19 protein-coding genes are annotated in these 25247 nt (G+C 69.7%); 12 read left to right on the top strand and 7 right to left on the bottom strand.

Going from position 1 to position 25247, the window contains the following annotated elements; all coding sequences use genetic code 11:
- Positions 1–174: 174 nt before the first annotated feature.
- The 6 genes from ACFU9P_RS21455 (at position 175) to ACFU9P_RS21430 (ending at position 11141) form a co-directional block, all read left to right on the top strand.
- Positions 175–1011: a TnsA-like heteromeric transposase endonuclease subunit gene (locus ACFU9P_RS21455; protein ID WP_384083184.1), complete on the top strand. Its 837-nt coding sequence runs from the start codon at positions 175–177 to the stop codon at positions 1009–1011.
- On the top strand, positions 1008–3266 hold the full coding sequence (locus tag ACFU9P_RS21450; RefSeq protein ID WP_384083181.1) for a transposase: 2259 nt from the start codon (positions 1008–1010) through the stop codon (positions 3264–3266). The genes ACFU9P_RS21455 and ACFU9P_RS21450 overlap by 4 nt, the downstream gene beginning before the upstream one ends.
- The gene (locus ACFU9P_RS21445) at positions 3263–4537 is read left to right on the top strand and encodes an AAA family ATPase (protein ID WP_384083178.1); all 1275 of its coding nucleotides are present in this window, start codon (positions 3263–3265) and stop codon (positions 4535–4537) included. Before ACFU9P_RS21450 ends, ACFU9P_RS21445 begins: the two co-directional genes overlap by 4 nt.
- Positions 4538–4541: 4 nt before the next feature.
- Entirely contained in the window at positions 4542–6473 is a 1932-nt protein-coding gene (locus ACFU9P_RS21440; RefSeq protein WP_384083175.1) for a TniQ family protein, read from the top strand.
- A 289-nt stretch (positions 6474–6762) separates the two neighbouring features.
- Positions 6763–7509: a hypothetical protein gene (locus ACFU9P_RS21435; RefSeq protein ID WP_384083172.1), complete on the top strand. Its 747-nt coding sequence runs from the start codon at positions 6763–6765 to the stop codon at positions 7507–7509.
- The gene (locus ACFU9P_RS21430; RefSeq protein WP_384083169.1) at positions 7494–11141 is read left to right on the top strand and encodes a DEAD/DEAH box helicase; all 3648 of its coding nucleotides are present in this window, start codon (positions 7494–7496) and stop codon (positions 11139–11141) included. Before ACFU9P_RS21435 ends, ACFU9P_RS21430 begins: the two co-directional genes overlap by 16 nt.
- A gap of 384 nt (positions 11142–11525) precedes the next feature.
- On the opposite strand, the gene ACFU9P_RS21425 is transcribed toward ACFU9P_RS21430, so the two are convergent.
- Complete coding sequence (locus ACFU9P_RS21425) at positions 11526–12011, bottom strand: hypothetical protein (protein ID WP_384083167.1); 486 nt, start codon at positions 12009–12011, stop codon at positions 11526–11528.
- A gap of 292 nt (positions 12012–12303) precedes the next feature.
- On the opposite strand from ACFU9P_RS21425, the gene ACFU9P_RS21420 reads away from it, so the two are divergent.
- The 3 genes from ACFU9P_RS21420 (at position 12304) to ACFU9P_RS21410 (ending at position 15017) form a co-directional block, all read left to right on the top strand.
- Positions 12304–13170, top strand: coding sequence for a GyrI-like domain-containing protein (locus ACFU9P_RS21420; RefSeq protein ID WP_384083164.1), 867 nt, complete (start codon positions 12304–12306; stop codon positions 13168–13170).
- A 182-nt stretch (positions 13171–13352) separates the two neighbouring features.
- Positions 13353–13709, top strand: coding sequence for a YciI family protein (locus tag ACFU9P_RS21415; protein WP_384083161.1), 357 nt, complete (start codon positions 13353–13355; stop codon positions 13707–13709).
- Positions 13710–13757: 48 nt separating this feature from the next.
- Entirely contained in the window at positions 13758–15017 is a 1260-nt protein-coding gene (locus ACFU9P_RS21410) for an RNA polymerase sigma factor (protein WP_384083158.1), read from the top strand.
- Positions 15018–15133: 116 nt separating this feature from the next.
- On the opposite strand, the gene ACFU9P_RS21405 is transcribed toward ACFU9P_RS21410, so the two are convergent.
- The 4 genes from ACFU9P_RS21405 to ACFU9P_RS21390 all read right to left on the bottom strand — a co-directional run bounded on the left by ACFU9P_RS21405 (position 15134) and on the right by ACFU9P_RS21390 (position 19424).
- Positions 15134–15817, bottom strand: coding sequence for a response regulator (locus ACFU9P_RS21405; RefSeq protein ID WP_384083155.1), 684 nt, complete (start codon positions 15815–15817; stop codon positions 15134–15136).
- Complete coding sequence (locus ACFU9P_RS21400) at positions 15814–17172, bottom strand: sensor histidine kinase (RefSeq protein ID WP_384083152.1); 1359 nt, start codon at positions 17170–17172, stop codon at positions 15814–15816. Before ACFU9P_RS21400 ends, ACFU9P_RS21405 begins: the two co-directional genes overlap by 4 nt.
- A gap of 97 nt (positions 17173–17269) precedes the next feature.
- Entirely contained in the window at positions 17270–18445 is a 1176-nt protein-coding gene (locus ACFU9P_RS21395; RefSeq protein WP_384083149.1) for an acyltransferase, read from the bottom strand.
- Entirely contained in the window at positions 18438–19424 is a 987-nt protein-coding gene (locus ACFU9P_RS21390) for an alpha/beta hydrolase (RefSeq protein ID WP_384083146.1), read from the bottom strand. The genes ACFU9P_RS21395 and ACFU9P_RS21390 overlap by 8 nt, the downstream gene beginning before the upstream one ends.
- A 371-nt stretch (positions 19425–19795) precedes the next feature.
- Here ACFU9P_RS21390 and ACFU9P_RS21385 point away from each other — a divergent pair, with 371 nt between their 5' ends.
- Entirely contained in the window at positions 19796–20737 is a 942-nt protein-coding gene (locus ACFU9P_RS21385; RefSeq protein ID WP_384083143.1) for an SDR family NAD(P)-dependent oxidoreductase, read from the top strand.
- Between the two features lie 67 nt (positions 20738–20804).
- On the opposite strand, the gene ACFU9P_RS21380 is transcribed toward ACFU9P_RS21385, so the two are convergent.
- Entirely contained in the window at positions 20805–21416 is a 612-nt protein-coding gene (locus ACFU9P_RS21380) for a helix-turn-helix domain-containing protein (RefSeq protein ID WP_376373177.1), read from the bottom strand.
- 137 nt (positions 21417–21553) lie between these two features.
- Here ACFU9P_RS21380 and ACFU9P_RS21375 point away from each other — a divergent pair, with 137 nt between their 5' ends.
- Positions 21554–22216, top strand: coding sequence for a class I SAM-dependent methyltransferase (locus ACFU9P_RS21375; protein WP_384083140.1), 663 nt, complete (start codon positions 21554–21556; stop codon positions 22214–22216).
- A gap of 129 nt (positions 22217–22345) precedes the next feature.
- Here the strand turns inward: ACFU9P_RS21375 and ACFU9P_RS21370 are convergent, their stop codons facing one another.
- Entirely contained in the window at positions 22346–23125 is a 780-nt protein-coding gene (locus ACFU9P_RS21370; protein ID WP_384083137.1) for a VOC family protein, read from the bottom strand.
- Between the two features lie 203 nt (positions 23126–23328).
- Between ACFU9P_RS21370 and recQ the strand changes: the two genes are divergently transcribed.
- Complete coding sequence (recQ, locus tag ACFU9P_RS21365) at positions 23329–25206, top strand: DNA helicase RecQ (RefSeq protein WP_376373169.1); 1878 nt, start codon at positions 23329–23331, stop codon at positions 25204–25206.
- The last annotated feature ends 41 nt before the right edge of the window (positions 25207–25247 follow it).

Raw genomic sequence — 25247 nt, 5'->3', positions numbered from 1 at the left:
TATGCAATGCCCACGGCTGCGCACGCCCTGCCGGACGTGCGACCACGAACGATAGTTCGCGGTTCCGATCGTTAGTTGGCGAGCCGTGACCCCGTCTCGGTCCGATCTCTGCGGGTTGCGGTCGCGTACGGAGATACGTCCACGCTGCGTATAGCGCGGTGCTGTCCTGGTTGAGTGGAAGCGCAGGCGGAGGCACGGATCCAGTCCGATGTGTGCGGGCTGGAGGAGCTGGTTGTGCCGTACGACGTCGGTGATGCCGTACGGGCGAGGTTGTCGCTGGGAGGGGACTGGTTACGGCGGTGGTCGGCGGCCTGGTGCTTCGGCGGAGGCGAGGCAGTCTGGCCGCTGCGGGATCTGGCGACGGTTCCGGTGCTGGCCTCGGAGCCGGTACGCGGTTTCACCTGGCGGGCCCGTCAGCGGCACCGACCGGGATTGCAGTATCTGGTGTCTACCGGCCGTCACCACGGGTTCGAATCGCTGGAGGAGGCCCGGCTGCTGCTGGCGCTCGACTTCGTTCGGGTGGCCGAAGTGCTGCCTCAGCCGTTTCGTCTCTCCTTCGAGCACACCGATAGCCGCGCTGATCACATCCCGGACTTCCTCGCTGTCATGCCGGACGGGGCCAGGTGGTTGTTCGACGTCCGGCCGCAGCGGTTGGTCAAAGAGGCCGACGCGCTGAAGTTCGCCGCTACCGAGGAGGTGGCGTCGGCCTGCGGTTGGCGTTACACGGTGGTGTCGGGCTGGCGGCCTCATGTCTGTTCCGTGCTGGATCAATTGTCGGCTCAGCGGCGACAGATGGAGGACGGTCTCGGCCTTCAGGGGCAGCTGAAAGCGATTGCGGAGTCCTCGTTGGTCATGGCGTTCGGGCGGTTGGTGGAGTCGACGACCCTGCCGGTCGTGGCACGTGCTCATGTGCTGCACCTGTTGTGGCACCGCCGCCTCGGGGTCGATCTGGGCCGTCCATTGGGGGACGGATCCCTGATCTGGCGGGGTGGCCGACGGGAGGGGCTGTGACGGCGCTGATGGACCTTGCCGTCGGTATTGAACTGCGGATCAGCGGCCTGGGCTGGCGAGTCGAAGAGATCCGCCCGCATCTGGGGCAGGTTGTCCTGACGGGACCTGGAGTGGAGAGCCAGTGCCGTTCGGTCCGGTGGTTGATGCATCACCCGGACTGCGTGCCGGTGCGAGCATCCGCCCTTCCTGCGCGGCACGGTGCTGTTCATCAGCGGCTTTCCGGCGATGACTTGACTCCCGACCAGCTGAAGCGGGCCAGGATGCGGGCGGCGCATTCCCTGGAGGCGGAGACCGGTTTTCGCGAGGGGCATCCGTCGCGGGCTCTGCCGGGCGAGCCCCGGTCGGCCTACGACCCGGCGACCACCACGGTCTCCCAGCGCAGGCGGGCCAAGGTCGCCGAACTGGCGGCACTCGGTAGGGAGGAAGCCGCGATGCTGGGGCTGCAGCACATGAGCCTGCGGACGCTTGAGCGCCTGGCGGCCGAGAGCGGCGAGAACCTTGTCCTGGCCTGCGCGGACGGCCGCTGGACCCGCCGAAGCGGCGGCCATCCCAGCGTCACCGAGGAGATCCGGGAAGCGGTCTTCGCGGTGAGGCGGGAGTGTGTCGACCGCGCGCGGATCAGCATGCGGGCCAAGCACCGACTGCTCCACCAGTACGTCCGGGAGGTATTTCCGTATTTCCCGCCGGAGAAGGTGCCCGGCGTCGACACTCTGGCCACGGTCTGGCATGAGTGGTTCGGGGCGGGCGGCGCCCGGCAGCGCTACGCACGGTCCGCGGCGGCGGCCGAGGCTGCGGGGGTCTCGCAGCGGTTGGTGGTGCACCGGCCGGGGCAGGTTGTGGCGCTGGACACCACACCGTTGCCGGTCAAGGTTCGTGAGTCAGTGTTCGGCGACCCGGTCTCGGTGATGCTCACTATCGCTCTTGACCTCTACACGCATTCGATCGTCGCGTTCCGTCTCACGCTGGTCTCCGATACCTCGGTGGACATCGCGATGTTGTTGCGGGACGTGATGATGCCGCTGCCGATGCGCGAGGGCTGGGGCGAGGAAATGGAGTGGCCCTATCCGGGCGTCCCGGCGGCCGTGGTCGCCGAGTTTGCCGGGCACCATGTCGCGGCCCTGCCGTTCTTCGCGCCAGAAACGGTCACCACGGACCATGGCGGCCCCTACAGGAACCACCACCTGGTCGAGGCAGAGAGGACGCTGGGCTGCAACATCCTTCCCGCCCGCACCTTGCGCCCCACAGACAAATACGCCGTCGAGCGGGCGTTCTCCGCCCTCAACGGTCTACTTCTGGAACATCTGCTCGGGTTCACGGGTTCGGATGTCGCCGACCGCGGGGCCGATCCGGAGGCCGACGCGGTACTCACCTTGTCTCGGCTCGAACACCTGATCGCTACCTGGGTAGTCAAGGTGTGGCAGAACAGGGTCCTGGGCGAGTACGCGCCAGCCTGGGGACCGGGTGAAGACCACAGCCCGAACTCGCTGTTCGCCGCATCCATGTACCAGGGCGGTTTCGCCCTGCAGATACCGAAGCCGGAACTCTACTACCAGCTTCTCCAGGCCCACTATGTCAAGATCCATCCTCGTCGCGGGGTGAAGATCGGCGGACTGTGGTACTTCGACCGTGTACTGCACGAGGCCCGGTTCCAGGGCCCGTCCACCCGGGGTGGGCGCCACAAGGGCAAGTGGGTGGTGCGTTCGGACCGGCGCGATCGGCGCACGGTGTTCTTCCAGGACGACCTCGAACCCGACCGCTGGCACATCCTGCGCTGGAACGGGCTTCCGCAAGAAGGTGAGATTCCGGCGTTCACCGACGTCACGGCGGACGCACTGCTCGCAGAGGTACGCCGCCGGGGCCTCGGTCCGCGTTCGGATGCCGAACTCTTGCCGGTTCTGCTGGAGTTGCTCGGATCTGCCATCCCGGTCGAGAGCTGGCCGACCCAGATGACCAAGACGGAGCGCAAGCGCCGGTCACGGCAGGCCGTCCAGACACAGGCCGCAGAGGCTGACCGGACACATCCCAATGTGCTGGCTCGGCCGGCAGAGGCGGAGGTGGTCGCCTGGCCGGGACAGGCCTGGAGTGTTCAGCAGAGTGTCGACGCCGACCGGCGCCGCCGCCGTGAACAGACTGTCGCCGACCGTGCTCCCGTCGTGCCGCCCCGGCTGGGAGCGTCCCTACGCCGCCCGCTGTTTCTGCTGCTGCCCGACGACGAGGGCACCGAAAATCCGGAGCCACCGGGAGAGCCGTCATGATCGAGCTTCCGCCGCCGAATGTCCTTGCTGCGGCTCTGACCCGGAAGTCACCTCGCCGCGATACCCATGCCGAGTGGCGGAACTGGTGCGAAACCCGCCTCCAGTTCGTCCCGGCAGCCCAGTTGATGTTTCACCAGTGGAAGTCTCTGAGCCTGCGCGAGCGGTCGCTTTATGACCTGTACCGCACCGCAACGCACGTGAATCTGACGCTGCAGGAGACGCCGATGTCGATGAAAGTCTCCAGGCTGGTCAACCGGCGGGTTCGCAACAACGCGCTCAAGCAGAAGCCGTCCACCCGGGCCGGAGTGATGGTGTCGGGCTGGGGCTATCAGGGCAAGACCGAGACCGTCTGTGAAGTCCTCGCCACCTTCGAGCAGGACTGGCGTGCTCTCCACGACCACCTCAACCCCCATGCAGTTGAGGGCACCCGGGACCTGCATGCTCCGGTCGCCTACGTCCAGACCCCGGTCACCGCGAAACCGAAGAGCACCTGTCAGGCCATCTTGGACTTCTTCGGCGCGGACACCAAGAAGATGACGTTGCCCGAACTCATGCGCCAGGTCACTGCCTCACTGCACGACCACGGCGTCAAGGCCCTGGTTCTGGACGACATCACCAGACTCCGCATGCACCGGGCCGATGACCAGGACAGCCTTGATCTGATCCGGGCCTTCATGAGCATGAACGTCACCCTCATCCTGATCGGAGTCGACATCCCTCACTCCGGGCTGCTGCGGGAGGGGAAATGGGACGGCGAAGCCCGTCAGTGGGTACTGCCGCCATCCCGGCACGCCCGCGTCCACGGTCTGGAAGCAACGCAGACCGAGCGGCGCTTCGACCTGGTCGAGCTCGACCGCTTCCGTTACACCACCCCCGGACAGATCACCGCCTTCCATGACCACCTCACTGGACTGGAAGACAACCTGCGGCTCCTCAAGGCACGCCCCGGAATGCTGACCTCGGGCACCATGCCCGAGTACCTCATGCGCCGCACCGACGGTGTCGTCGGCCTGCTGGAGCGGCTCATCGAGGACGGCGCTCAGGAGGCCATGGACTCAGGACGGGAACTACTCGACGAGGACCTGCTCGACGAGATCATCATCAGTCTGGACGACCCCGGCCGTGACCCGGCCGCCGGCGAGATTCCCGCCATCCCCGGTTCACCCGTGCCGGACACGGCCCCGGCCAGCGCAGCCCCCGCCCGCCCCAGGAAAGGTCGCAACACCGTTTTCGACGACCACGGCCCCGAACTTGCCCAGCCCGGAGCCTGACACCATGACCGCCCGAACTACGCTGCCTCGCAGTCTCGTCCCCCTGCCCGGCGAAGGGCTCGCGGGCTACGTCCTGCGGCTGGGACACCGCACCGACCGGTCACCGGCCCGCATCCTGCACTTGACCGGGGCCGACGGGAAACACAAAGAGTGGGCTGGCACCACTGCACGGCTACTGCTCGCCCTCCCCGCCGCAGGGCAAGCCTCACTCGCGGCTACCGCCCAAGTAACCGCAGAAGAGACGGCAGGGTTCACGCTGAGCCCGCTGGCCTCCCAGTATCCGCCTGTCGCCGAATCCCTCCTCCCACGCTCGCAGGACGGCATGCTCACCTTCGACAACTGGGTCTACTCAAAGTTCACCCGTTACTGCCCCCAGTGCCTGGCGGGCGACGGCTCGCCCATCCAGCAACGGCACGGCGGCCCCTGGCGCATCCGGTGGCGGCTCCCCGTCGTATTCAGCTGCCTGACGCACCAGGCGTTCCTGCATGCTGACTGCCCGCACTGCCGGTTACCGGTCCATGTCTTCCGCAACGGCGGCCCCAGCCGGATCCTGCCCGCCCTCACCTGCGCCGGGCTGCACCCCGCTCAGTGCCGGAACATCGACAACCGTCACGGCACCGTTCAAGGTCGCGGCCGGCAGCACACACTCTGCGGGGCCCGACTCGACGGCAGCGCCCCCGCCCGCACCATCGCCCGCCCTGCAGCGGACGACCTGGCTCTGCAGATCTACCTCGACAGCCTCCTCGATCTCCGCCACGACTCCATCGACGCCTCGCGCACGTTTGCCGACCTGCGAGTCCTGACAGCCGTCATCAGCGCGACCTGGCCTCGTGCGGCCGAGTTCGCTCGGGACACAAGCGCGGCGGACGCCGTCGATGACCACGTCGAACACATGCGGAAGACTCTGCTCAGATCGAAGTACACCTGGGACCGGCCACCGACCGATGCCGCCGCGACGGCCGCTGTCCTCCACATCGGACGCGTCCTGCTCGGCTTGGATGCCCCCGACCTACGCCACGCTCTGCGGTCTCTCCTGACGCGTAGTCCGCAACCCACTGATCACACATGGGGCCGGACCTGGCGGCGGCTGGAAGCCGGAGGCTCGTCCCACCTCAGGCAAGGACTCGAACCCGCCGCCGTCATCCGCCCCGCCGCCCGCACCTTCGCCGACGGCCCCACCGCCCCGTCACGGTCCGGGGGCTACCGCCCCGAACACGTTCCGCAGTGTCTTCCCGAGAATTGGTACAGGCCCCTGCTCGACGGACCGTTCGAGCACCATGCCGAACGCCACCTCGTCCTTCGCCGCACCGCTGCCGTCCGGCTCGTCCAGCTCCCCACCGGCATGGCCATGGCCCAGGCAGCCGACTACCTCGGCATCCCTAACACCTGGCTCCGTTACACCCTGGGTACCCATCGCGGGGGCGGCCCTCACCTCGCCAAGGACCCCTTCGCCTTCGACGATGCCGTTGAGGCCATCGCCCGCTTCCTGGACGCTCTCCCCTACCCGGTCGACTATCAGCATCGCCGCACCCGACTCAAGGACTGGGCGCTGGGCCAGACCGAGTGGGATGAGATCCGCAGCCAGCTCCCAAAGATCGGCAACGGCAAATACCGCCCGAAACTCGACCCACACAAACGGCAGTGCGCATCCACCTTCATCTGGACCGCAGCTACCCAAAGCGAACGCGCCCTCGCGCCTCTCGTCCCCGACGCCCCCACGGACCCCGCGTTCCGCGAGACCTGGCGCACCAGAGCAGGCTCCCTCTACTACCACCTCGTCCACTCGGAAGGCCTCTACTACAAAGCCCTACGCGGCCTCCTCGCCGACTACGCCACCGGCCTCGCCCAGGACACTGACACCCCACGACCATCGCAGTCCTCAGCAGCGGCAATCCCGCCTCTACCTCGTTGGGAAGCAGGGGTGGCAAGAACGTGAGTACGGAGATTCCGGGCGAAGAGGAAGGTTCCGCCACTACGCTTGGGCGGCCAGATATTCTTCGACGCTGGGGGAACTCGCCGGTGACGGGTAGAAGCGGAGCGTACGCATGTCGATAGCCGTTCCCGCTTCTCGAGGCCGGGTTCCAGCAGCGGCAGCGGAGCAGTTCGCGGCATCCCGGGGAGGGCAGGTGTCGGCGTTCGTGACTCGGGCCAGCCGGGGAGCCGGCCAACGATGTCCGTGGGAGCTGGTGTCAATGGGTGGGCACTCGGACTTCGAGCGCGGGGCGGTGGCATGGATCATCGCGGAAGCGTTGATGCGGCAGCGGTGTGGCAAGGTGACACACGCATTCGACTCCTGGAGGGCGGCCACGCTGGGCGGTACTCCGTTGACTGGGCAGCGGCGGCAGCTGGTGACGGCGTTTGCGGAACCGGTATTCAAGCCGCAGAACGATCCGGCGGCCAAGCCGCATCACGGAGTGCCGGGCCATGTAGGTGAATGGCTCTGGTACTTGCTGGCGCTGGAGAGCCCGGATACGCCCGCACGGGTACGGGAGTACCTGACCCCGCCCAAGGACAACGTCAACGACTCCGGCGGAGACGGTCTGGTGATCTACCGCTCACGTTCAGGCACCGGACCGGAACTTCTCTTCCGACTATGGGAGATGAAGAAATACACCGGGAAGGATGATTCGGTCACCGACACGGTCCGCGGTGCCTGGGATCAGCTATCGGAACACGGCATCAACTACGTGATCTCCCAGATCGCCTGGGCCGACCGGGAAGTCTCTGGCGACGTCGGTACATTCGTCAGCGAGCTGGCCGATCTGTGGCTGGAGGGGCATCCCAGCAGCGGTGCCGGGGTGAGCGTGGCCACCAACACGTCCGCGGCTCCTAAACAGCGCGCCTTCACAACGTCTCACGAACGCATTCCGCACCTACGGCATGATGGTCAACTCGAAGGCATGATCGTGGCCATCGATGACTTCCCCGATTTCGCTCGGCACGTTCAGGAACTGGTGTGGACCGCACTGTAAACCCCGAAATCCTTGCGATTGCCCTCGGCGTCCACGAGGCTGGCCTGCTGCCGTCCCCAGACGAACTCGCCACATTGATCACCGAGGTTGAGGTCGGTGCGATCAGGGCCGAGGCTGGCGTCCCAGACCAACTACTAGGGACGGCCTGGTACCTGCACGGCATCGCTGCGGCGCTTGAGGGCACCGAGCTGTACGACCCGGTCCGGCGCCGACACGCCTTCGCCGTCAGTGCCCACATCCTTGAACTGGCTCTGGACGACCGCCGCAACCGTCTCGACACCACCAACCGGAACGAGGACGACAGGACCGGCGAAGACGACGACCTAGCGGAGACTGCGGCTGCGGAAACCACGGGCCCGCCGCAGGATCCCGATGAGGTTCGAGCCCGCCGGCTGTCACTGGCGTTCGGCGCCCAGGTCGGCTATCGGCGATGCGAGCAGGACCCAAACGCTGCCGCAGTCTTCCGACAGGTCGACCCGCTCCTGGTCACCGAGGAGTCCCTGGCCTCTCACCTGGACACCCTCGCGGTTGAGGCCGGGGTGGCATTTTTGGGCTTGCAGCGGCGCAGGCTGACCCGGGTGGTGCGCGTGTGGCGACGGCAGTTGGGAGACCTGCAGCGACTGGCCGGCGTCACCGATCTACGAGAGAGCATGTACGGCCCGGCGCAGGCCGTCATTGAGGCAGTTCACAACCTGACACTGTTTCTCACCCGTGCCGACCCCGCAGCGTTGGAGACCGCCCGGACCCATCTGCGGGACGTGGTCACCGGCAGCGCTGGCCTGGCGGACCGCTCCGCCCGCTGGGTCGCCGCCCATCTCCTGGAACTCCTTGACGACCTGGCCGACGGCAGTCTCCAGCGCCTGCTGCCTCCCGATACCCCGCCAGCACTCGCCCAGGCATTCGCCCTCTCCGACCCCCCAGTGATGACGCTGTGGCCGCCGCAGCGGGAACTGCTGCGGCAGTCCCGCCCGCTGGACCCGGCCACCTCCCGGCTGCTGATCAGCGTGCCGACCAGTGCTGGCAAGACGCTCATGGCGCAGCTAGTCATCTGCGCCCATCTGGCCGCTGGCGCCGGTCGCGTGCTGTATGTCTCACCGCTGCGCAGCCTGGGCCGGGAAATGCGCCAGGCCCTTCGCTCCCGGCTACGGGTGCTGGGCCGCAAACTCGGCGACGACCAGCCCGACTTTCCCGCGCCCGGCGCCCAGGCCACAGCCGGTGACGCAGACGTGGAGGTCCTCACCCCCGAGCGGCTGATGCACGCCCTGCGGCAGGACGCGAATGCGGCACTGGAGGGGGTGGGCCTGATCGTGGTCGACGAAGCTCACCATATGCAGCACACCGAGCGCGGCTTCCTCCTCGAAGGACTGTTGGCGTTCTGCCAGGCCCATCCGAGCCCACCACGACTGGTCCTGCTGTCTGCTGCGGTCGGCAACCACGCTGAGCTCGCAGCCTGGCTCGATCCCAGCCAGCCCGCCGAGGACGTTGTGTTCACCTCGCAGTGGCGCGGGCCCCGTCGGTTGCACGGCCTGCTGAGCCCGATAAAATTTACTGACCAGCTCACCCGTACCAAGCTCCCGCCACGCGCAAACCGCACGCGCAACACCGAGGCGGTCCTGCCGATGGGCCTGCGCATCAGCGTCCGTCCGACCTCGACCGGCAAGACCTTTCACATGGCCACTCAGCGTGACCAGCCGCTAGGCCAGCGGATCTACCGTGAGAAGTTCCCCGGCGACACCACCGGCAAGCAGACCTCATCAGTGACGAACTACGCCCTGTTTGCATTTGGAGCCGCACACCTATCCCGCGCCGGCAGTGTCCTGGTGGTCTGTTCCTCCCGCCTCGCCACGCGCAACACCGCCCAGGCCATCGCCGCCCTCCTGCCCGAATTCCCGCCTGCGGCCCCACTGGCCGGCTTCCTCGCTGACACTCTCGGCGCCGACCACCCGATCGTGGACTGCGCCCGACACGGAGTCGCCTACCACCACGCCCAACTGCCCGCCGAAGTCCTGCACGCCGTCGAGGACGCCCTGCGCGGTGACCAACTCAAAGCACTGTGCTGTACCAGCACGCTCACCGACGGCGTCAACCTGCCGGTGCGCTCCGTCATCATCAACAGTGAGGTCGACGACGGTCTGCCACGCACATGGTCCGGCCAGCCGCAAATGGGACCAGCGCAACTGCTCAACGCCGTTGGCCGTGCCGGACGGGCCGGACGCGAAAGCGAAGGCTGGATCCTGCTCACCCGCCACCGCGACCCGCGCTCCCCCGACTTTGCCCTGCTCGAACCTGGCGCGGAGCGCCTGCAGGTGCTGTCCGCGCTCGGCACCGACGACGCCCTGACAGACCTCGCCGCCGCCGAACAGCTGATTGCTGACACCGCCGATGCCATCTTCAAGCTCGCCGAGAATCACGCTGCCAACTTCGCCTCCTACGTGTGGTTCACCTTAGACGCGCTCTCCCGCGTTCCCACCCTCACGACCATCGAGCCGATGGCCGCCGTCGATCGGCTGCTGGCCATGCGGCAGCTACCGCCCGAACTCAAAGACCGCTGGCTGCACCTGGCCGCAAAGGTCGCCGAACAGTACGAGGCCACCGAACCGGCCGCCCGGCGGCGCTGGACCACCCCGGGCACCAGCATCGGCACCGCCCGCACCCTGGACTCGATCGCCGAAGCCCTCACCCAGGCCCTCCTGCGAGACCCCGCCGCCACCGCGCCGGCCTACGAGGGCATCTGGGCGGAGGTCCTGGCTGGAGTTTTCCCCGACGAATGGCCACTCCAGCGCACCCTGGACTTTTTCGCCCAGTACAGCGTGTACGGCGTTCTGCTGACTTTCCCGGAAGCCAAGGAAGCGTGGACTTTCACCGAGAAGCGGACCGGCACCAGCGCTCGCCGCCACGTAGACATCGCCGCGGCGATCACCGGATGGACCGGTGGCACTACCATCCCCGACCTCGCCGACGCCTGGCTGCCGGGTCTGCCTCGCGAATGGGCTTTGGAACAGACCGTCAGCAACATCAGCGTCACCTTCGAGCACTATCTCGCCTGGACCATCGGCGCGCTGACCAACCTCATCAACACTCGTCTGGAACAAGCCCGGGCCGAGATCAGGCTGCCCGCCACCGTCGGCTGGCACCTGCGCCACGGCGTCGACACCACTCAGGCCCTGGCCCTGCTAAACGCTGGCGTCACCTCCCGGCGCCTCGCCCACCAGATCGGCCAGTCGGCCAACGACCGGAACATCGGCGCCGAGGAACTGCGCGCCTGGCTGACCGACCTCCACATTGACGGATGGCGCCGCGAATTTTCCGCCACCTCCTATGAGATCAACGACCTGCTGGAATACGTCCGCACCCGCCGCCCCAGCATGATTGGTAGCCTGCTCGACGCCAGACATACCTCCTTGCATGTCACCACCACCGGGGTGACAGTCGCCGACGGCCTGCCCGTCCAGCTGAGGTTCGCCGCCGGCCCTCAGCCATCGGCCCTGACCGCCGACGTAAACCAAGACACCGTCGCTATCATCCCGGCCGACGCGTACCTCGACGTCCTCACGATCATCGACAGCGGCATCGATTTCGACGCGACGCTCACTGACGACCGGCTCAGTTTGCGCCTGCGGGCCGCTTGGTGACGTCCACACCATCCAGCAACCTGGACTTCTGGAACTGAGGAGACTCTCCGTGGCGTTGGGCCGTAAAGGAGCACGTCGCATCGTCGTCAACGGTGTGGCCTATCGCTGGCGGCTCCGCCGAAGGCCGACCTACAGCCAGGCCCTGTGCTGGTCGCCTTGCACTTACGCCGTCGAGCATGCAGACCACCCCGGACCGGTCCTCTTGGTCACGACGGACCAGCCTCATTCCAGCAACTGGTTCGGTCACCAGGCGAGGCCGGTGTTGCCGTCCGACGTCGCTAACGCAATCAAACTCGCGCTCAGCCGGGGGTGGACACCCACCTCCTCGGGCCCACCGTTCCAACTCGACCAATCCGATGGCTTCACCCCTACACGCTGAACCAGTCAGTCGGCGGACGCCTCTGCCAGCAACACGACTCGATCACTCTCGGCATCGAACCCCAGCACTGGGTGGTCCGCGTCTCCTTCGGGCGTCATCACCGCCGCCTTGCCCAGCCTGCCTCCGATGGCTCGCAGGAATCCGCACAGCACGTCCAGCCGATCCTGTCCCTGCAGCTCACGCAGATCGACATCGAAGTCAATCTCCTCGGACGCATAGAAGCGAAAGATGGCCAGCACACCGGATGTCGGCCAGACCCTCAGCTCCGGGCACTCGGCCTCCGCCGGACGGGACAGCACCGCCTCCGCCGGAGGCATGGGCCCCACGACCGCACCCTCGGAATACTGCCACTGCCACCCACTCGCAGCCACCAAATCGAGGACAGCTTGCCAGTCCTCGACCGAGGTATCGGCGACATGGACGTCCGGCAGCGCCCCCATCACCTCATGGTCGAAGAAGCACTTCACGTCATCCCACAGAAGATCGGACACCCCGCCATGCTGCCGGGCCCACCACCATCACGCAGCCCAGTTTCTCCAGCGCGGCGGACCGTCCGTTCCTCCGCAGCCCGACTCGCCAACTACCCGTCGTCAAAATCGCCAACCAAGAATCGACACGCCCCGGCGACCTCGCCTGATTAGCGGCGCACCCGCCAACTATCGGTCGTGGTCACAGGACGGCCATGCGCACCCGACTGGACCGGGCACAGGATGTCGGGTGCGGCGGGGGGCGTGCCGCCTAGCGTGATGGTCACAGAAGAAGGAACACGAAGGAGGCCCCGGGGTGCTGGAGCGGCTCAATCAGGCCATGGAGGACATCGAGCGCAGCCTCGACCAGTCCATCGAGGTGGCCGCGCTGGCGCGTACCGCGGCCACCTCGGAGTACCACCTGCGCCGGATGTTCTCGGCGCTGGCGGGCCTGCCGCTGTCGGAGTACATCCGGCGTCGGCGGCTCACCGTGGCGGGCGCCGAGGTGCTCGCGGGGAGCGGGACGCTGCTGGAGATCGCGGTGCGCTACAGCTACGGCTCGGGCGAGGCGTTCGCACGGGCGTTCCGGGCCATGCACGGCGTCGGTCCCGGCGAGGCCCGGCGTACCGGCACCGCGCTCGTCTCCCAGCCCCGGTTGACCTTCCGTCTCACCGTCGAAGGGAAAAGCAGTATGCGTTATCGCGTCGTGGACAGGCCGGCCTTCAACGTCGCCGGCGTCAAGGCCCGGGTGCCGCTGGTGCACTCGGGGCCGAACCAGGCGATCATCGACTTCGTCCGCGGGATAGAACCTGAGACCGTGGAGCGCCTGGAGAAGCTGTCGGACCAGGAGCCGGGGGGCATCGTCGCGGTCTGTGACGACCTGGACCCCAGCCGCGCGGAAGGCACGGAACTCGACTACTACCACGGGGTGATCACGTCGGCGGACGCCCCGGAGGGCACGGTCGCCCTCCCCGTGGCGGCCGGCACCTGGGGGGTCTTCACCACCTCCGGGCCCGCGCCGCAGGCCATCCAGGAACTGTGGCGGGACGTGTTCACGGAGTGGTTCCCCTCGAACCCGTACCGCAGCCGCCCCGGCCCCGAGATCCTGCGCGTCCGTATGTCACCGGACAATTCCGAGGCCGACGCGGAGCTGTGGCTTCCGGTGGAGCGGGAGCAGCACTGAGCGGAACGGGAGCAGCATTGAACAGAGAGCGGCGCTGAACGGAGCACCCGCTCGTGGGCCGCGCCGCATCCCGGAAAATTTTTCGCGGGGTGATGTCGATCCGGGCGGCCGCCGTTCGACGTAGGGGTGAGAGCCGGGGACCGGCCCCGGCCTCACCACCGACGCGATCGAGGAGAGTCACCATGCCGCGTTATCTCACACTGGTCCACATCGACGAGCAGCACCTTCCCGCCGAAGCGCCCGACCCCGGGTTCGATCAGCGGATGGGGGCGCTGTTCGAGGAGATCACCCGGGCCGGGGTGATGCAGGAGACGGCCGGGCTGGCGCCGACCGCCGAGGCGACCCGGCTGACCTGGTCCGGCGGGAAGGTCGGTTACACCGACGGACCGTTCACCGAGAGCAAGGAAGTCGTCGGCGGGTACTCCATCATCCGGTGCGCGGACAAGGCCGAGGCGGTGGAGTGGGCCAAGCGGTTCCTGGAGGTCCACCCGGAGAACTGGCAGGTCTCCGTCGAGGTCCGCGAGATCGCGGAGGGCTGATCCGGCCGCGCTTGCCCCGGCCTCGGCCACCTGTTCTGATGGGTGGCTGTGACGGGAACGAGTACGGCGGAAACGGTCGAAGCGGTCTTCAGGATCGAGTCCGCGCGGATCATCGCCGGCGTCGCCCGCATCGTGCGGGACGTGGGCATCGCCGAGGAACTCGCGCAGGACGCTGTCGTCGCCGCGCTGGAACAGTGGCCGGAGTCGGGTGTCCCGGACAGGCCGGGCGCCTGGCTCACGGCCACCGCCAAGCACCGCGCGATCGATCTCGTACGGCGCAAGGAGACCTACGCGCGGAAGCTGGCGGAGGTCGGGCGGGCGCTGGAGGACGTATCGCCGCCTCCCGGGTCCGGGGATCCCGGGGAGGGCGCCGAGGACATCGACGACGATCTGCTGCGGCTGATCTTCACCGCCTGCCATCCGGTGCTGTCGACCCAGGCCAGGATCGCGCTGACCCTGCGGCTGCTGGGCGGGCTGACCACGGAGGAGATCGCCCGCGCCTTTCTCACCTCGGAGCCGACCGTCGCCCAGCGCATCGTCCGCGCGAAGCGGACGCTCGCCAAGGCCGGGGTGCCCTTCGAGGTGCCGTACGGTGCCGACCGGGCCGCCCGGGTCTCGTCCGTCCTTGAGGTGATCTACCTCGTCTTCAACGAGGGTTACTCCGCGACAGCCGGTGACGATCTCGTACGCCCGGCCCTGTGCGAGGACGCGCTGCGGCTGGCGCGGGTGCTGGCGGGCCTGATGCCCGAGGAACCCGAGGTGCACGGTCTGGCGGCACTGCTGGAGTTCCAGGCGTCCCGTATCGCGGCGCGCACGGGGCCCGGCGGCGAGCCGGTGCTGCTCGCCGACCAGAACCGCTCCTGGTGGAACCGTACGCTCATCGCCCGCGGCGTCGAGGCCCTGCGCCGCGCGGGCCACGGCCCGTACTCCGTCCAGGCCGCGATCGCCGCGTGCCACGCGCGGACGATCCGCTACGAGGACACCGACTGGGCGACGATCGCCGCGCTGTACGGCAGGCTGATGGCGCTGACCCCGTCCCCGGTGGTGGAGCTGAACCGGGCGGTGGCCGTCTCGATGGCGGAGGGTCCGACGGCCGGGCTGAAGCTGGTGGACGCCCTGGCCGCCGAACCGGCCCTGAAGGACTACCACTTGCTGCCGAGTGTCCGGGGCGATCTGCTGGAGCGCCTGGGGCGGAACGAGGAAGCGCGCGCGGAGTTCGAGCGTGCGGCGTCCCTGACCCGCAACGCGCGCGAGAGGGAACTGCTCCGGGAACGGGCCGCGCGCTCGGAGGCGGCGTCCGGCGACTGAAGCGCGTCCGGCCGCCCGATCCCCGGGCCGGATCCCTGTCCGGTCCTTCGGGAGGGCCCTTCGGGAGGGCCCTTCGGGAAGGTCCTTCGGGAAGGTCCTTCGGAACCCTTCGGGAGTCAGTATCCGGTCGGCCGCACCAGTCCCGATTCGTACGCGAACACCGCGAGCTGCGTACGGTCACGCAGGCCCAACTTCCCCAGTATCCGGCCCACATGGGTCTTCACCGTCTGTTCCGCCACCACCAGACGCGCGGCGATCTCCGCGTTCGACAGGCCCTGCGCGATCAGGGACAGCACCTCGGTCTCGCGTTCCGTGAGATCGCCCACGCGGTCCTTGAGCGGGGCGCGGGGCGCGGCGGTCACCCGGGCGAACTCGGCGATCAGCCGCTTGGTGATGTTCGGGGCGAGCAGGGCGTCGCCGTCCGCCACCACCCGTACCGCGTGCGCGAGTTCGGCGGCCGAGGCGTCCTTCAGCAGAAAGCCGGAGGCGCCCGCGCGGATCGCCTCGTACACGTACTCGTCGAGGTCGAAGGTGGTCAGGACGAGGACCTTGACGGTCGCTCCGGCAGGGGCGGTGAGGCGGCGGGTCGCCTCGATGCCGCCGAGTCCGGGCATCCGGATGTCCATCAGGACGACGTCCGGGGCGAGGTCCGCGGCCTGGGCGACCGCGTCGAGGCCGTCGACGGCCTGGCCGACGACCTCGATACCGGGCTCGGCGTTGAGCAGTACGGTCAGGCCCTGGCGGACCATCATCTGGTCGTCGGCGATCAGTACGCGGACGGCCGGCTCAGCGGTCGTCATACGGTGTCCTCGGAAGATCCGGCGGGGGCGCCGGGTCCCGCGGCGGACCTGTCCGGCTCAGCAAAGGACGGCTCCGCAAGAGGCGGCTCCGCAAGGGACGACTCCGCGAGGGGCGTCGTGGGCAGCGTCGCGGTCACTTCCCAGCCGCCCTCGGGGGTCGCCCCGGTCGCCAGCTCGCCCCCCAGCATCGCCACGCGCTCCCGCATCCCGAGCAGACCATGGCCGGTCCCGGGCGAGGGCGGGGCAGTACCGCCGGGCGCGGTGTTGGTGACCCGGACCGTGATCCCCGAGGAGTGGTACGCGGTCTCCACCCGCACCTCCGCCCCCGGCGCGTGCCGCATCGCGTTGCTGAGCGCCTCCTGCACGATACGGAACGCCGACAGCTCGACGCCCGGCGGCAGCGGGCGCGGCTCCCCGGTGGTGCGGGCGGTGACCCGGACACCCGCACCTCGCACATTGCCGAGCAGCTCGTCCAGCCGGTCGAGGGTCGGCTGCGGGGCATGCCGTACCCCCTCCGCGAGGGAGTCGCCGGAGCCGAGGGCGTCCTCGGAGCGGAGTACGCCCAGCACCCGGCGCAGTTCGGTGAGCGCCCCGACCGCGTTCTCGCGGATGCCCGCGAGATTCTCCCGCAGCTCCTCGGACGGGTTCTCGGCCAGATGCGGGGCGGCCTGCGCCTGGATGGATATGACCGCCATATGGTGCGCGACCACATCGTGCAGCTCGCGCGCGATGCGGTGGCGCTCCTCCAGCAGGGTGCGCCTGGCCCGCTCCTCCGCGGTGATCTCCTCCTGTGCGACCAGTTCGGTACGGGCCACCTGGCGCCCGCGCAGGGCCGCCCCGACCACCACCGCGATCACAAAGAGCAGGATGACGGTGCGGTTGAGGTGGCCGGTACGGAACAGGCCCGCCAGCACAGTGATCACCAGGACCTCGACCGCCACCCGGGGCCGGGACCGCAGCGCCACCAGGAACAGCACCCACGCTTCGAGGGTGATCCCCGCGCCGGTCCAGGGGTAGAGGGTGGTGGTGCCGGCGGTGAGGGGATTCGCGTACAGGGAGAGCGCGACCAGGACAGCTGTCGACGCCCACCAGGCAGGCACCGGGCGGAACGGCGCGGCGACCAGTGCCGCCGACTGGACCGCGGCGAGCAGCAGGGCGAGCGAGGGGCTCATCCGGTAGTCACGGGTGTACTGGTCGCCGTTGGAGACCAGCAGGAACACCCCCAGCAGCACCAGCGGCACGAAGAACGCCGGCCACCAGTCCAGCAGCCGCGACCGGCCCAGGCGCCGGGGCGGCTCGGCGGCGGCGGTCCACAGGTCCTGGCGCAGGGCGCGCGGCACCGCCCGTACGGCCACCGCAAGCCGTCCGGACCACTTCGGCCGCTCTCCGGGATTCCCCGCCCCGGGATTCCTCGCCCCGCGATTCCCCGCCCGACTCCTCACGGGCTTCAGCCTAGGCACGCCGCACCACCTCTTCCCGGTCGGGACGCCCTTCGCGGACGATCCGGCCGCTCGGCCGCGGCCGCCCTTTGTGCGCAGTGATCTCGTACGTACGGAACGCCGCCCAGCACACCAGCAGCGCCACCGCGAACACCGGCAGCCAGGCCAGCCTGGCCAGCACCCAGCCGCTTCCGTCGGGCACGGTGTGCAGGCCCGGCAGGACATTGCCCCCGAGCAGACCGAGGGCGGTGACGGCGATCATCGCGGTCTGGTGCCAGAGGAAAACCGTCATCGCGGACAGATTCAGCAGAGCGACCGCCGCCCAGGCCGTGGGCCGCCGCAGCCACCTGCGAAGCGGACCGGTCAGCAGCAGGGCCGCCCCGCACTGGGCGAGGCCGAAGGTGACGGCGGCCAGGGTCGGCGGGTTGAGGTTCGAGACCGCGGCGCCGGGCACGCCGACCATCGACGCCGGGTAGCCGGCGAACAGGATCAGCGCGGCCGTCGCCGCCGCGCCGCCGGCCAGCAGCGCCCAGCCAGTCCTGGGCCCCGGCAGTCCGCCGCGGGCCCAGGCCGCGCCCAGGCAGTACGGTACGAGCCAGCCCGCCGCCACATTGATCCAGCCGAGCCACTCCGGGCCGCCGAACCCGAACCGGAAGAGGTCGACGTACAGCACCACGGCCAGCGGCCACAGCGGGTGCAGCCGGGCGGCCACCGGGGTCGCGGCAGTCAGCGCGGCGAAGACCAGCAGGAACCAGAGCGGCGAGAGGACCAGCCGGAACAGGGCGTGCACGGTGTCGTACCCGGCGCCGGAGGCCAGCATCACGCCCGCGGCCACGGCCCATACCGCCAGGACGGCGGCGACCGGCCGGAACAGCCGCGCGAGGCGGCTGCGGAGCCACCGCGGGTAGCCGGTGCCGCGGGCGCGGGCCGAGGCGTAGCTCTTCGCGGCGACCTGCCCGCCGACCAGGAAGAAGACCGCGAGCGTCTGGAACACCCAGGATATGGGCGCCAGTTGGGGCAGGTAGTGGAGCGGGCTCGCGGCGCGTACGGTGCCGCTGTCGGCGACGAGAGCGGTCACCAGCCAGTGCCCGAGCACCACGCCGAGGATGGCGAAGGCGCGCAGGGCGTCGATGGCACGGTCGCGTTCCGGTGGGGTGGCGGAGTCGATCCGCCGTACGAGATCACGCATGGCGGGCCGCCTCGGGCGCCTGTCCGGCGACGCCGGTCTTTCCGGTGACGATCCGGGCGAGGTTCCGCAGGGATACGGAGCCGGGCTTGAGGTAGTCGCTGTGGCCGCCCGGGCCCGCGTCGAAGGGGCGGGCGCCGAACTCCTGCGACACCGGATCGCGCCCGAACCCGATTGTGGTGAAGGGCAGTCGGAGCCGGGTGTGCGGCACATCGGCGATCCAGTCGCCGTCCCCCCGGCCAGCCCAGACGGTGGCCCGGGTGCGCAGATCGGCGGCACTGTCGACGCCGGTGCCGGGGCTGCCGTACAGGACGATGTCGGAGACCGGCAGGCCCGGGGCGGCCAGCGCGCAGACCACCGAGCCGTACGAGTGGCAGAGCAGGGCGGTCCTGGCGGCGGGCTTGGCCGTACGCAACTGCCGTATGAAGGAGTCGAGTTGAGGAGCCGCCTCATGGGCGCGGCCCGGGGTCACCGCCTCGCGGCTCACCGTGCCCGGAGTCCCGTATCCGAGCCAGGCGATCACGGCGGACCCGGCGCCCAGCTCCTTCTGGAGCGCTCGCGCGCCGGTCCGGAAGCGCCCGTACCGGTCGAGGCTGGTGTCCGAGCCCGGTACGAGGACGGCGATCCGCCGGGCCCGCGCCAGATCGCCGAAGACCTCGGCGGTACGGCCTCCGCCGCGGCCGTCGAAGGAGAGGAAGTGGCGCATGGCGCCCGCCATGGCGCGCAGCGCCGAGGCCCGGCTCCGGTCGCCATGGTTGGCCGCCATGCGCTCGGCGGCCCGGATGCCGTCGCGGTTGGCGGCGTACCGTGCGTCCAGGGCCGGGCCCAGGGCGACGGCCGTGAGCGGGGCGAGAACGGGCGGGGCGGGGGCCGGAACAGCCGCGGGGCGGGCCGCGCCGGACACCGGCACCGCCACCGACGCGGCGACGAGTGCGGCGAGCAGGGTGCGGCGGAAACGGCTGCTACGCGGGCCAGACGCCATGGAGGAGGGTCCTTCCGTACCGGAACGGGTGGTGCGGTGAGTGCGGTACGGACGCTATGGACGGGGCCCCGTGGCCGTCGTCCCGCCATGGAACTCACCTTGCACGTAGCTCTGAGGTACTACGGGTACGGGGCAGGGTCGGCGCGGACCGGCACAGGGGGGTTCTGCTGGAACCCGGGTAGGAGCGGACCCCTCTGGCACCCCTGCGAGGGCATCCGCCGGTGGTTGGCTGGAGTGTGACCGCCCGGAACATCCGGGTCTGCCGCCCAGGAGAGGGCCGGCGTCCAGGAGACCCGGGCCCAGGTCACGGCACGTACACAGCGCCCTCGGCGCACACCGAGCACACCCGCAGCACCCAGAAAGGCACCCCCATGACCGAGCCGACGCGGATCACCACCCCCTTCGACGCCAAGTCCACCGCCGCCGAGGTGATCGCCGGCATCGATCTCACCGGCCGTCGCGCCATCGTGACCGGCGCATCGTCCGGCATCGGTGTCGAGACCGCGCGGGCGCTCGCCGGAGCGGGTGCCGAAGTGACCCTGGCGGTACGGAACACCGCGGCCGGCAAGGAGGCCGCCGAGGACATCGCGGCCACCACCGGCGCCAGGAACGTCCAGGTCGCACCGCTGGACCTCGCCGACCAGCGGTCCGTCGCGGCCTTCACCACCGGCTGGGAAGGCCCCCTGCACATCCTGGTCAACAACGCCGGAGTGATGTACACCCCGGAGACGCGGACACCGGAGGGCTGGGAGCTCCAGTTCGCCACCAACCATCTCGGCCACTTCGCGCTCACCACCGGACTGCGCCCGGCGCTGCTCGGGGCGGGCCGGGCTCGGGTCGTCTCGCTCAGCTCGGTCGGGCACATCGGGAGCCCGGTGGACTTCGACGACATCCACTTCCGTACCCGCCCGTACGACCCGCAGACCGCCTACGCCCAGTCCAAGACGGCCAACGCCCTCTTCGCGGTCGAAGCGAACCGGCGCTGGGCCGACGACGGCATCACCGTCAACGCGGTGCACCCCGGCGCAATCCTGTCGAACCTGACGCGCCATATGGACCAGGAGCAGCTCCAGTCCGCGATCACCGGCGGCGCCTATGTCTTCAAGACGCCCGGGCAGGGCGCGGCCACCTCCGTCCTGGTGGCGACGTCACCTCAGCTCGAAGGCATGGGCGGGCGCTACTTCGAGGACTGCCACGAGGCTCCCCGCCATGTCCCCAGCGGCCCTCGCACCGGCGTGGCACCTCATGCCCTCGACCCGGAAGCGGCGGCGCGCCTCTGGCAGGTGTCCCTCGATCTGATCGCCGGGGCCTGATCGCAGCGTCCCGATCGCCGGGCCGAGCTGACCACCGCGTCGAAGCGGGTCCGACCGGCCGACCGGCTCACCGGCTCCTGGGGCGGGCGCGTACATGCATGCGCTCGCCCTGTCTGCCGAACAGGCTGAGGACCTCGACCGGCTCCGGCCCGGCCGAGGTAAAACCGTGGGGCGTACGGGTGTCGAACTCCGCGGCTTCTCCGGCGGTGAGTACGAGGTCGTGCTCGCCCAGCCGCAGCCTCAGCCGCCCGGCCAGCACATAGAGCCACTCGTACCCCTCATGGACCCGCTGCTCCAGCTCGCCGCACGAGGCAGCCGCGGGCCCCGGAGGGATGATCAGCTTGTACGCCTGGAGGCCCCCGAGCTGGCGGGTCAGCGGGATGTACGTCGTGCCCTCGCGGATGAAGGGGCGGGGGTGGACACGCGGGTCGCCCGTCGCGGGGGCGTCGACCAGTTCGTCCAGGGGGACGCCGTACGCCTTCGCCAGCGGCAGCAGCAGTTCCAGGGTGGGTTTGCGCTGTCCGGACTCCAGGCGCGAGAGGGTGCTGAGCGAGATCCCGGTCGCCTCGCTGAGGCCGGCCAGTGTGGTGCCCCGGTCCCGGCGCAGGGCGCGCAGACGCGGCCCCACGGCGGTCAGGACGCTTGAGAAGTCGTCGTCTGCGATGTCCGCGATTGCCATGTCTCCATTTGCCGTCTCGGCAACAAGGTTTGTCAAACATTCCCCGGCGGGCGGAGTATCCCCGGCAGACGGAGGTATTGCGGATGGCACACCACGATCACGCGGACCACCACCACACTCATGAAAGGGGCGCACCGATGACCGACCACTCCCATGAGACCCCCGCCGTCGAGGAGTTCGGCTCGATGGAGGAGTACTGGGACGACCGTTACGGCCAGGACGACCGGATCTGGAGCGGGAATCCGAATGTCGTGCTGGTCCGCGAGGTGACCGGGACGCCCCCCGGCAGGGCCCTGGAGCTGGGCTCCGGCGAGGGGGCCGACGCGGTCTGGCTCGCGCGGCAGGGGTGGCGGGTCACCGGCACCGACATCTCCGGAGTCGCCCTCGGCCGCGCGGCCGAGCACGCGGCGGCGGAGGGGGTCGCCGACCGGATCGACTGGCAGCGGCACGATCTCGGGGAGTCCTTCCCCGAGGGCTCGTACGATCTGGTCTCCGCCCAGTACCTGCACTCGTACGGCGAGCTGCCCCGGGAGAAGATCCTGCGGTCCGCCGCGTCGGCGGTCGCGCCCGGCGGGGTGCTGCTGATCGTCGGGCACTGCGGCTTCGCGCCCTGGGAGGAGAACCCGCACCCCGACGTGCACTTCCCGACGCCGGAAGAGGTCCTGGAGTCGCTGGAGCTGCCGGACGGGGAGTGGGAGGTGCAGATCTGCGAGGAGCACGACCGCAGCCAGACCGGCCCCGACGGCCGGCCGGGCCACCGCAGGGACAACACCCTCAAGGTCAGGCGCCTGCCGAAGTGACGGACCCGGCCCCGCGGTTCCTGCCGGAGGGCCCCGGTCCGGGGACCCGCGGCTCCTGCCATAGTGACCGGCCGGGAGAGTGTCCCCGTCAGCCGGAGGGGTGCCCCCGCGCCGGGTAGGGGCGCCCCCTCAGCTCTCCCCCGCCCCCGGCCGCTCGCCCACCACAAACGTGTTGCCGAACGGGTCGGTGATCTCCGCCAGCCTGGCATGGACCATGTCCGAGGGCGCGCCCGCCGTGCCTCCCGCCGCGACCGCCCGCGCCACCGCGGCATCGGCGTCGGCGACCTCGAAGCAGGTCCCCCAGGCCGAGGGCGCCCCCTGCGATACGCCCAAGATGCCGCCGATCTCATGGCCGTCCGGCCGGCGCAGGAAGGTGAAGTCGGTGTCCGGTTGCCCGTCGTCGCCGTCCAGGGTGTAGTCGAAGACCGCCGGGTAGAAGGCGCGCGCGGTGGCGGGGTCCGGGGTGGTGAGATCGTTCCGTACGAGACTGCCCGGCTCGTTCACGATCCCGCTGCCGATGCGCCCGCGCCCCTGCCACAGGCCGAACTCGGCACCGACCGGGTCCACCGCCAGGGCCGCGCGCCCCCGGTCCCCGACCTCCGCCGGGCTCTCGATCAGCGTGCCGCCCGCGTCGAGGACGCGCTTGGCGGTGCTGTCGCAGTCGTCGGTGGCGATATAGACGCGCCAGTGCCCCAGGGCCGGCCCCGTCGTCACCGGCCTGAGTCCCGCCACCGCGTGGCCGCGCAGCAGACACACCGTGTACTGGCCGGCCCCCGGCGCCCCCACCGCGAACTCCCAGCCGAACAGAGCCCCGTAGAACTCCTTCGCCCGCTCGGTCTCCGCGACGGGAACATCGAGTTCGATCCAGGTCGGAGTGCCCGTCGGCTGATTGCTGGTCACGTAACTCATGTTCTTCTCCTGACACATCGCTCTCGCCGCTCTCGCCGCCCCACTGCCGGGCGGCACCCTCGACGCTAGATCCCGTGCAGGTCAGACCGTGTCCTATATGGCCGCCGCCGCTCCAGCCGCCGCCCTGACCGCCCGGATCGCGGAGACCGCCCGGATCGCGGATCGGTCCGACCCGTGTCGTAGGAGCCTCATAGAATCGCCGGATGAGCGCTGCCGATACCGACCCGCGTCCCGAGACACCTGCCGGAGCCGGCCCCGAGGCCGGCAGCGAGGCGCTGCGCGTGCTGCACCGCGTCTTCGGTTACGACTCCTTCCGCGGGAGCCAGCAGGAGATCATCGATCATGTGGTGGCCGGAGGCGACGCCCTTGTGCTGATGCCGACCGGCGGCGGCAAGTCGCTCTGCTACCAGATCCCCGCGCTGGTGCGGAAGGGCGTCGGAGTCGTCGTATCCCCGCTCATCGCGCTCATGCAGGACCAGGTCGACGCGCTGAGAGCGCTCGGTGTGCGGGCCGGGTTCCTCAACTCCACGCAGGATTTGGACGAACGGCGGCTGGTGGAGGCCGAGTTCCTCGCCGGTGAGCTGGATCTGCTCTATCTGGCGCCGGAGCGGCTGCGCGTGGAGTCGACCGTACGGCTGCTGGAGCGTGGCACGATCTCGCTGTTCGCCATCGACGAGGCGCACTGCGTGGCCTCGTGGGGGCACGATTTCCGCCCCGACTATCTGGCCCTGTCCGCGCTGCACGAGCGGTGGCCCGAGGTGCCCCGTATCGCGCTGACCGCCACCGCCACCGAGGCCACCCACGCGGAGATCGCCTCCCGGCTCAGGCTCCAGGACGCGCGCCACTTCGTGGCGAGCTTCGACCGGCCCAACATCCAGTACCGCATCGCGCCGAAGAACGACCCCAAGCGGCAGCTCCTGCACCTCCTGCGTGCCGAGCACGCGGGCGACGCGGGGATCGTGTACTGCCTCTCCCGGGCCTCGGTCGACAAGACCGCCGAGTTCCTGGTGAAGAACGGCGTCGAGGCGCTGCCGTACCACGCGGGGCTCGATGCCCGTACCAGGGCCGCGAACCAGGCGCGCTTCCTGCGGGAGGAGGGCATGGTGATGGTCGCGACGATCGCGTTCGGCATGGGCATCGACAAGCCTGACGTACGGTTCGTCGCCCATCTCGATCTGCCGAAGTCCGTCGAGGGCTACTACCAGGAGACGGGCCGCGCCGGGCGCGACGGCCTGCCGTCCACGGCCTGGCTCGCGTACGGACTCCAGGACGTGGTCCAGCAGCGGAAGATGATCGACACCTCCGAGGGCGACGACGCGCACCGGCGGCGGCTGGGCGCCCATGTCGACGCGATGCTCGCGCTGTGCGAGACGGTGGAGTGCCGCCGGGTCCAGCTCCTCGCGTACTTCGGTGAGAAGAGCGGGCCGTGCGGCAACTGCGACACCTGTCTGACGCCCGCCGAGTCGTGGGACGGCACGGTGCCCGCGCAGAAGCTGCTGTCGACGGTGGTCCGGCTGAAGCGGGAGCGCAATCAGAAGTTCGGCGCCGGGCAGATCACCGACATCCTGCTGGGCAAGAAGACGGCCAAGGTCATCCAGTTCGACCATGACGCGCTGAGCGTGTTCGGCATCGGTACGGAGCTGCGCGAGGCGGAATGGCGCAGTGTGGCACGGCAGTTGCTGGCGCAGGGTCTGATCGCCGTCGAGGGCGACTACGGCACGCTCGTCCTCACCGATGACAGTGCCGAGGTACTGGGCGGGCGGCGGTCCGTGATGCTGCGGCGCGAGCCCGAGAAGGCGGCGGTGGCCAAGCCCGCGCGCGCCGAGAAGAAGGGGCGTGCCGTGCCCGTCGATCTGCCGGACGAGGCGGTGCCGGTGTTCGAGTCGCTGCGCGCCTGGCGGGCCGCCACGGCGAAGGAGCAGGGGGTGCCCGCGTATGTCGTCTTCCATGACGCGACGCTGCGCGAGATCGCGCTACGGGCACCCGCGACGCTGGCGGAGCTGGGCACGGTGAGCGGCGTGGGCGAGAACAAGCTGGCGAAGTACGGCGAGCAGATCCTGGAGACGCTGGGTACGGAGTGACGTCCGGGGCGGAGCGGACCCGGCCGCGGCGGGCGCGCAGG

Origin of the sequence: Streptomyces sp. NPDC057617 (genome assembly GCF_042800555.1) — a bacterium.
Taxonomy (GTDB): domain Bacteria; phylum Actinomycetota; class Actinomycetes; order Streptomycetales; family Streptomycetaceae; genus Streptomyces.
This window is presented reverse-complemented; position numbering and strand designations above follow the sequence as displayed.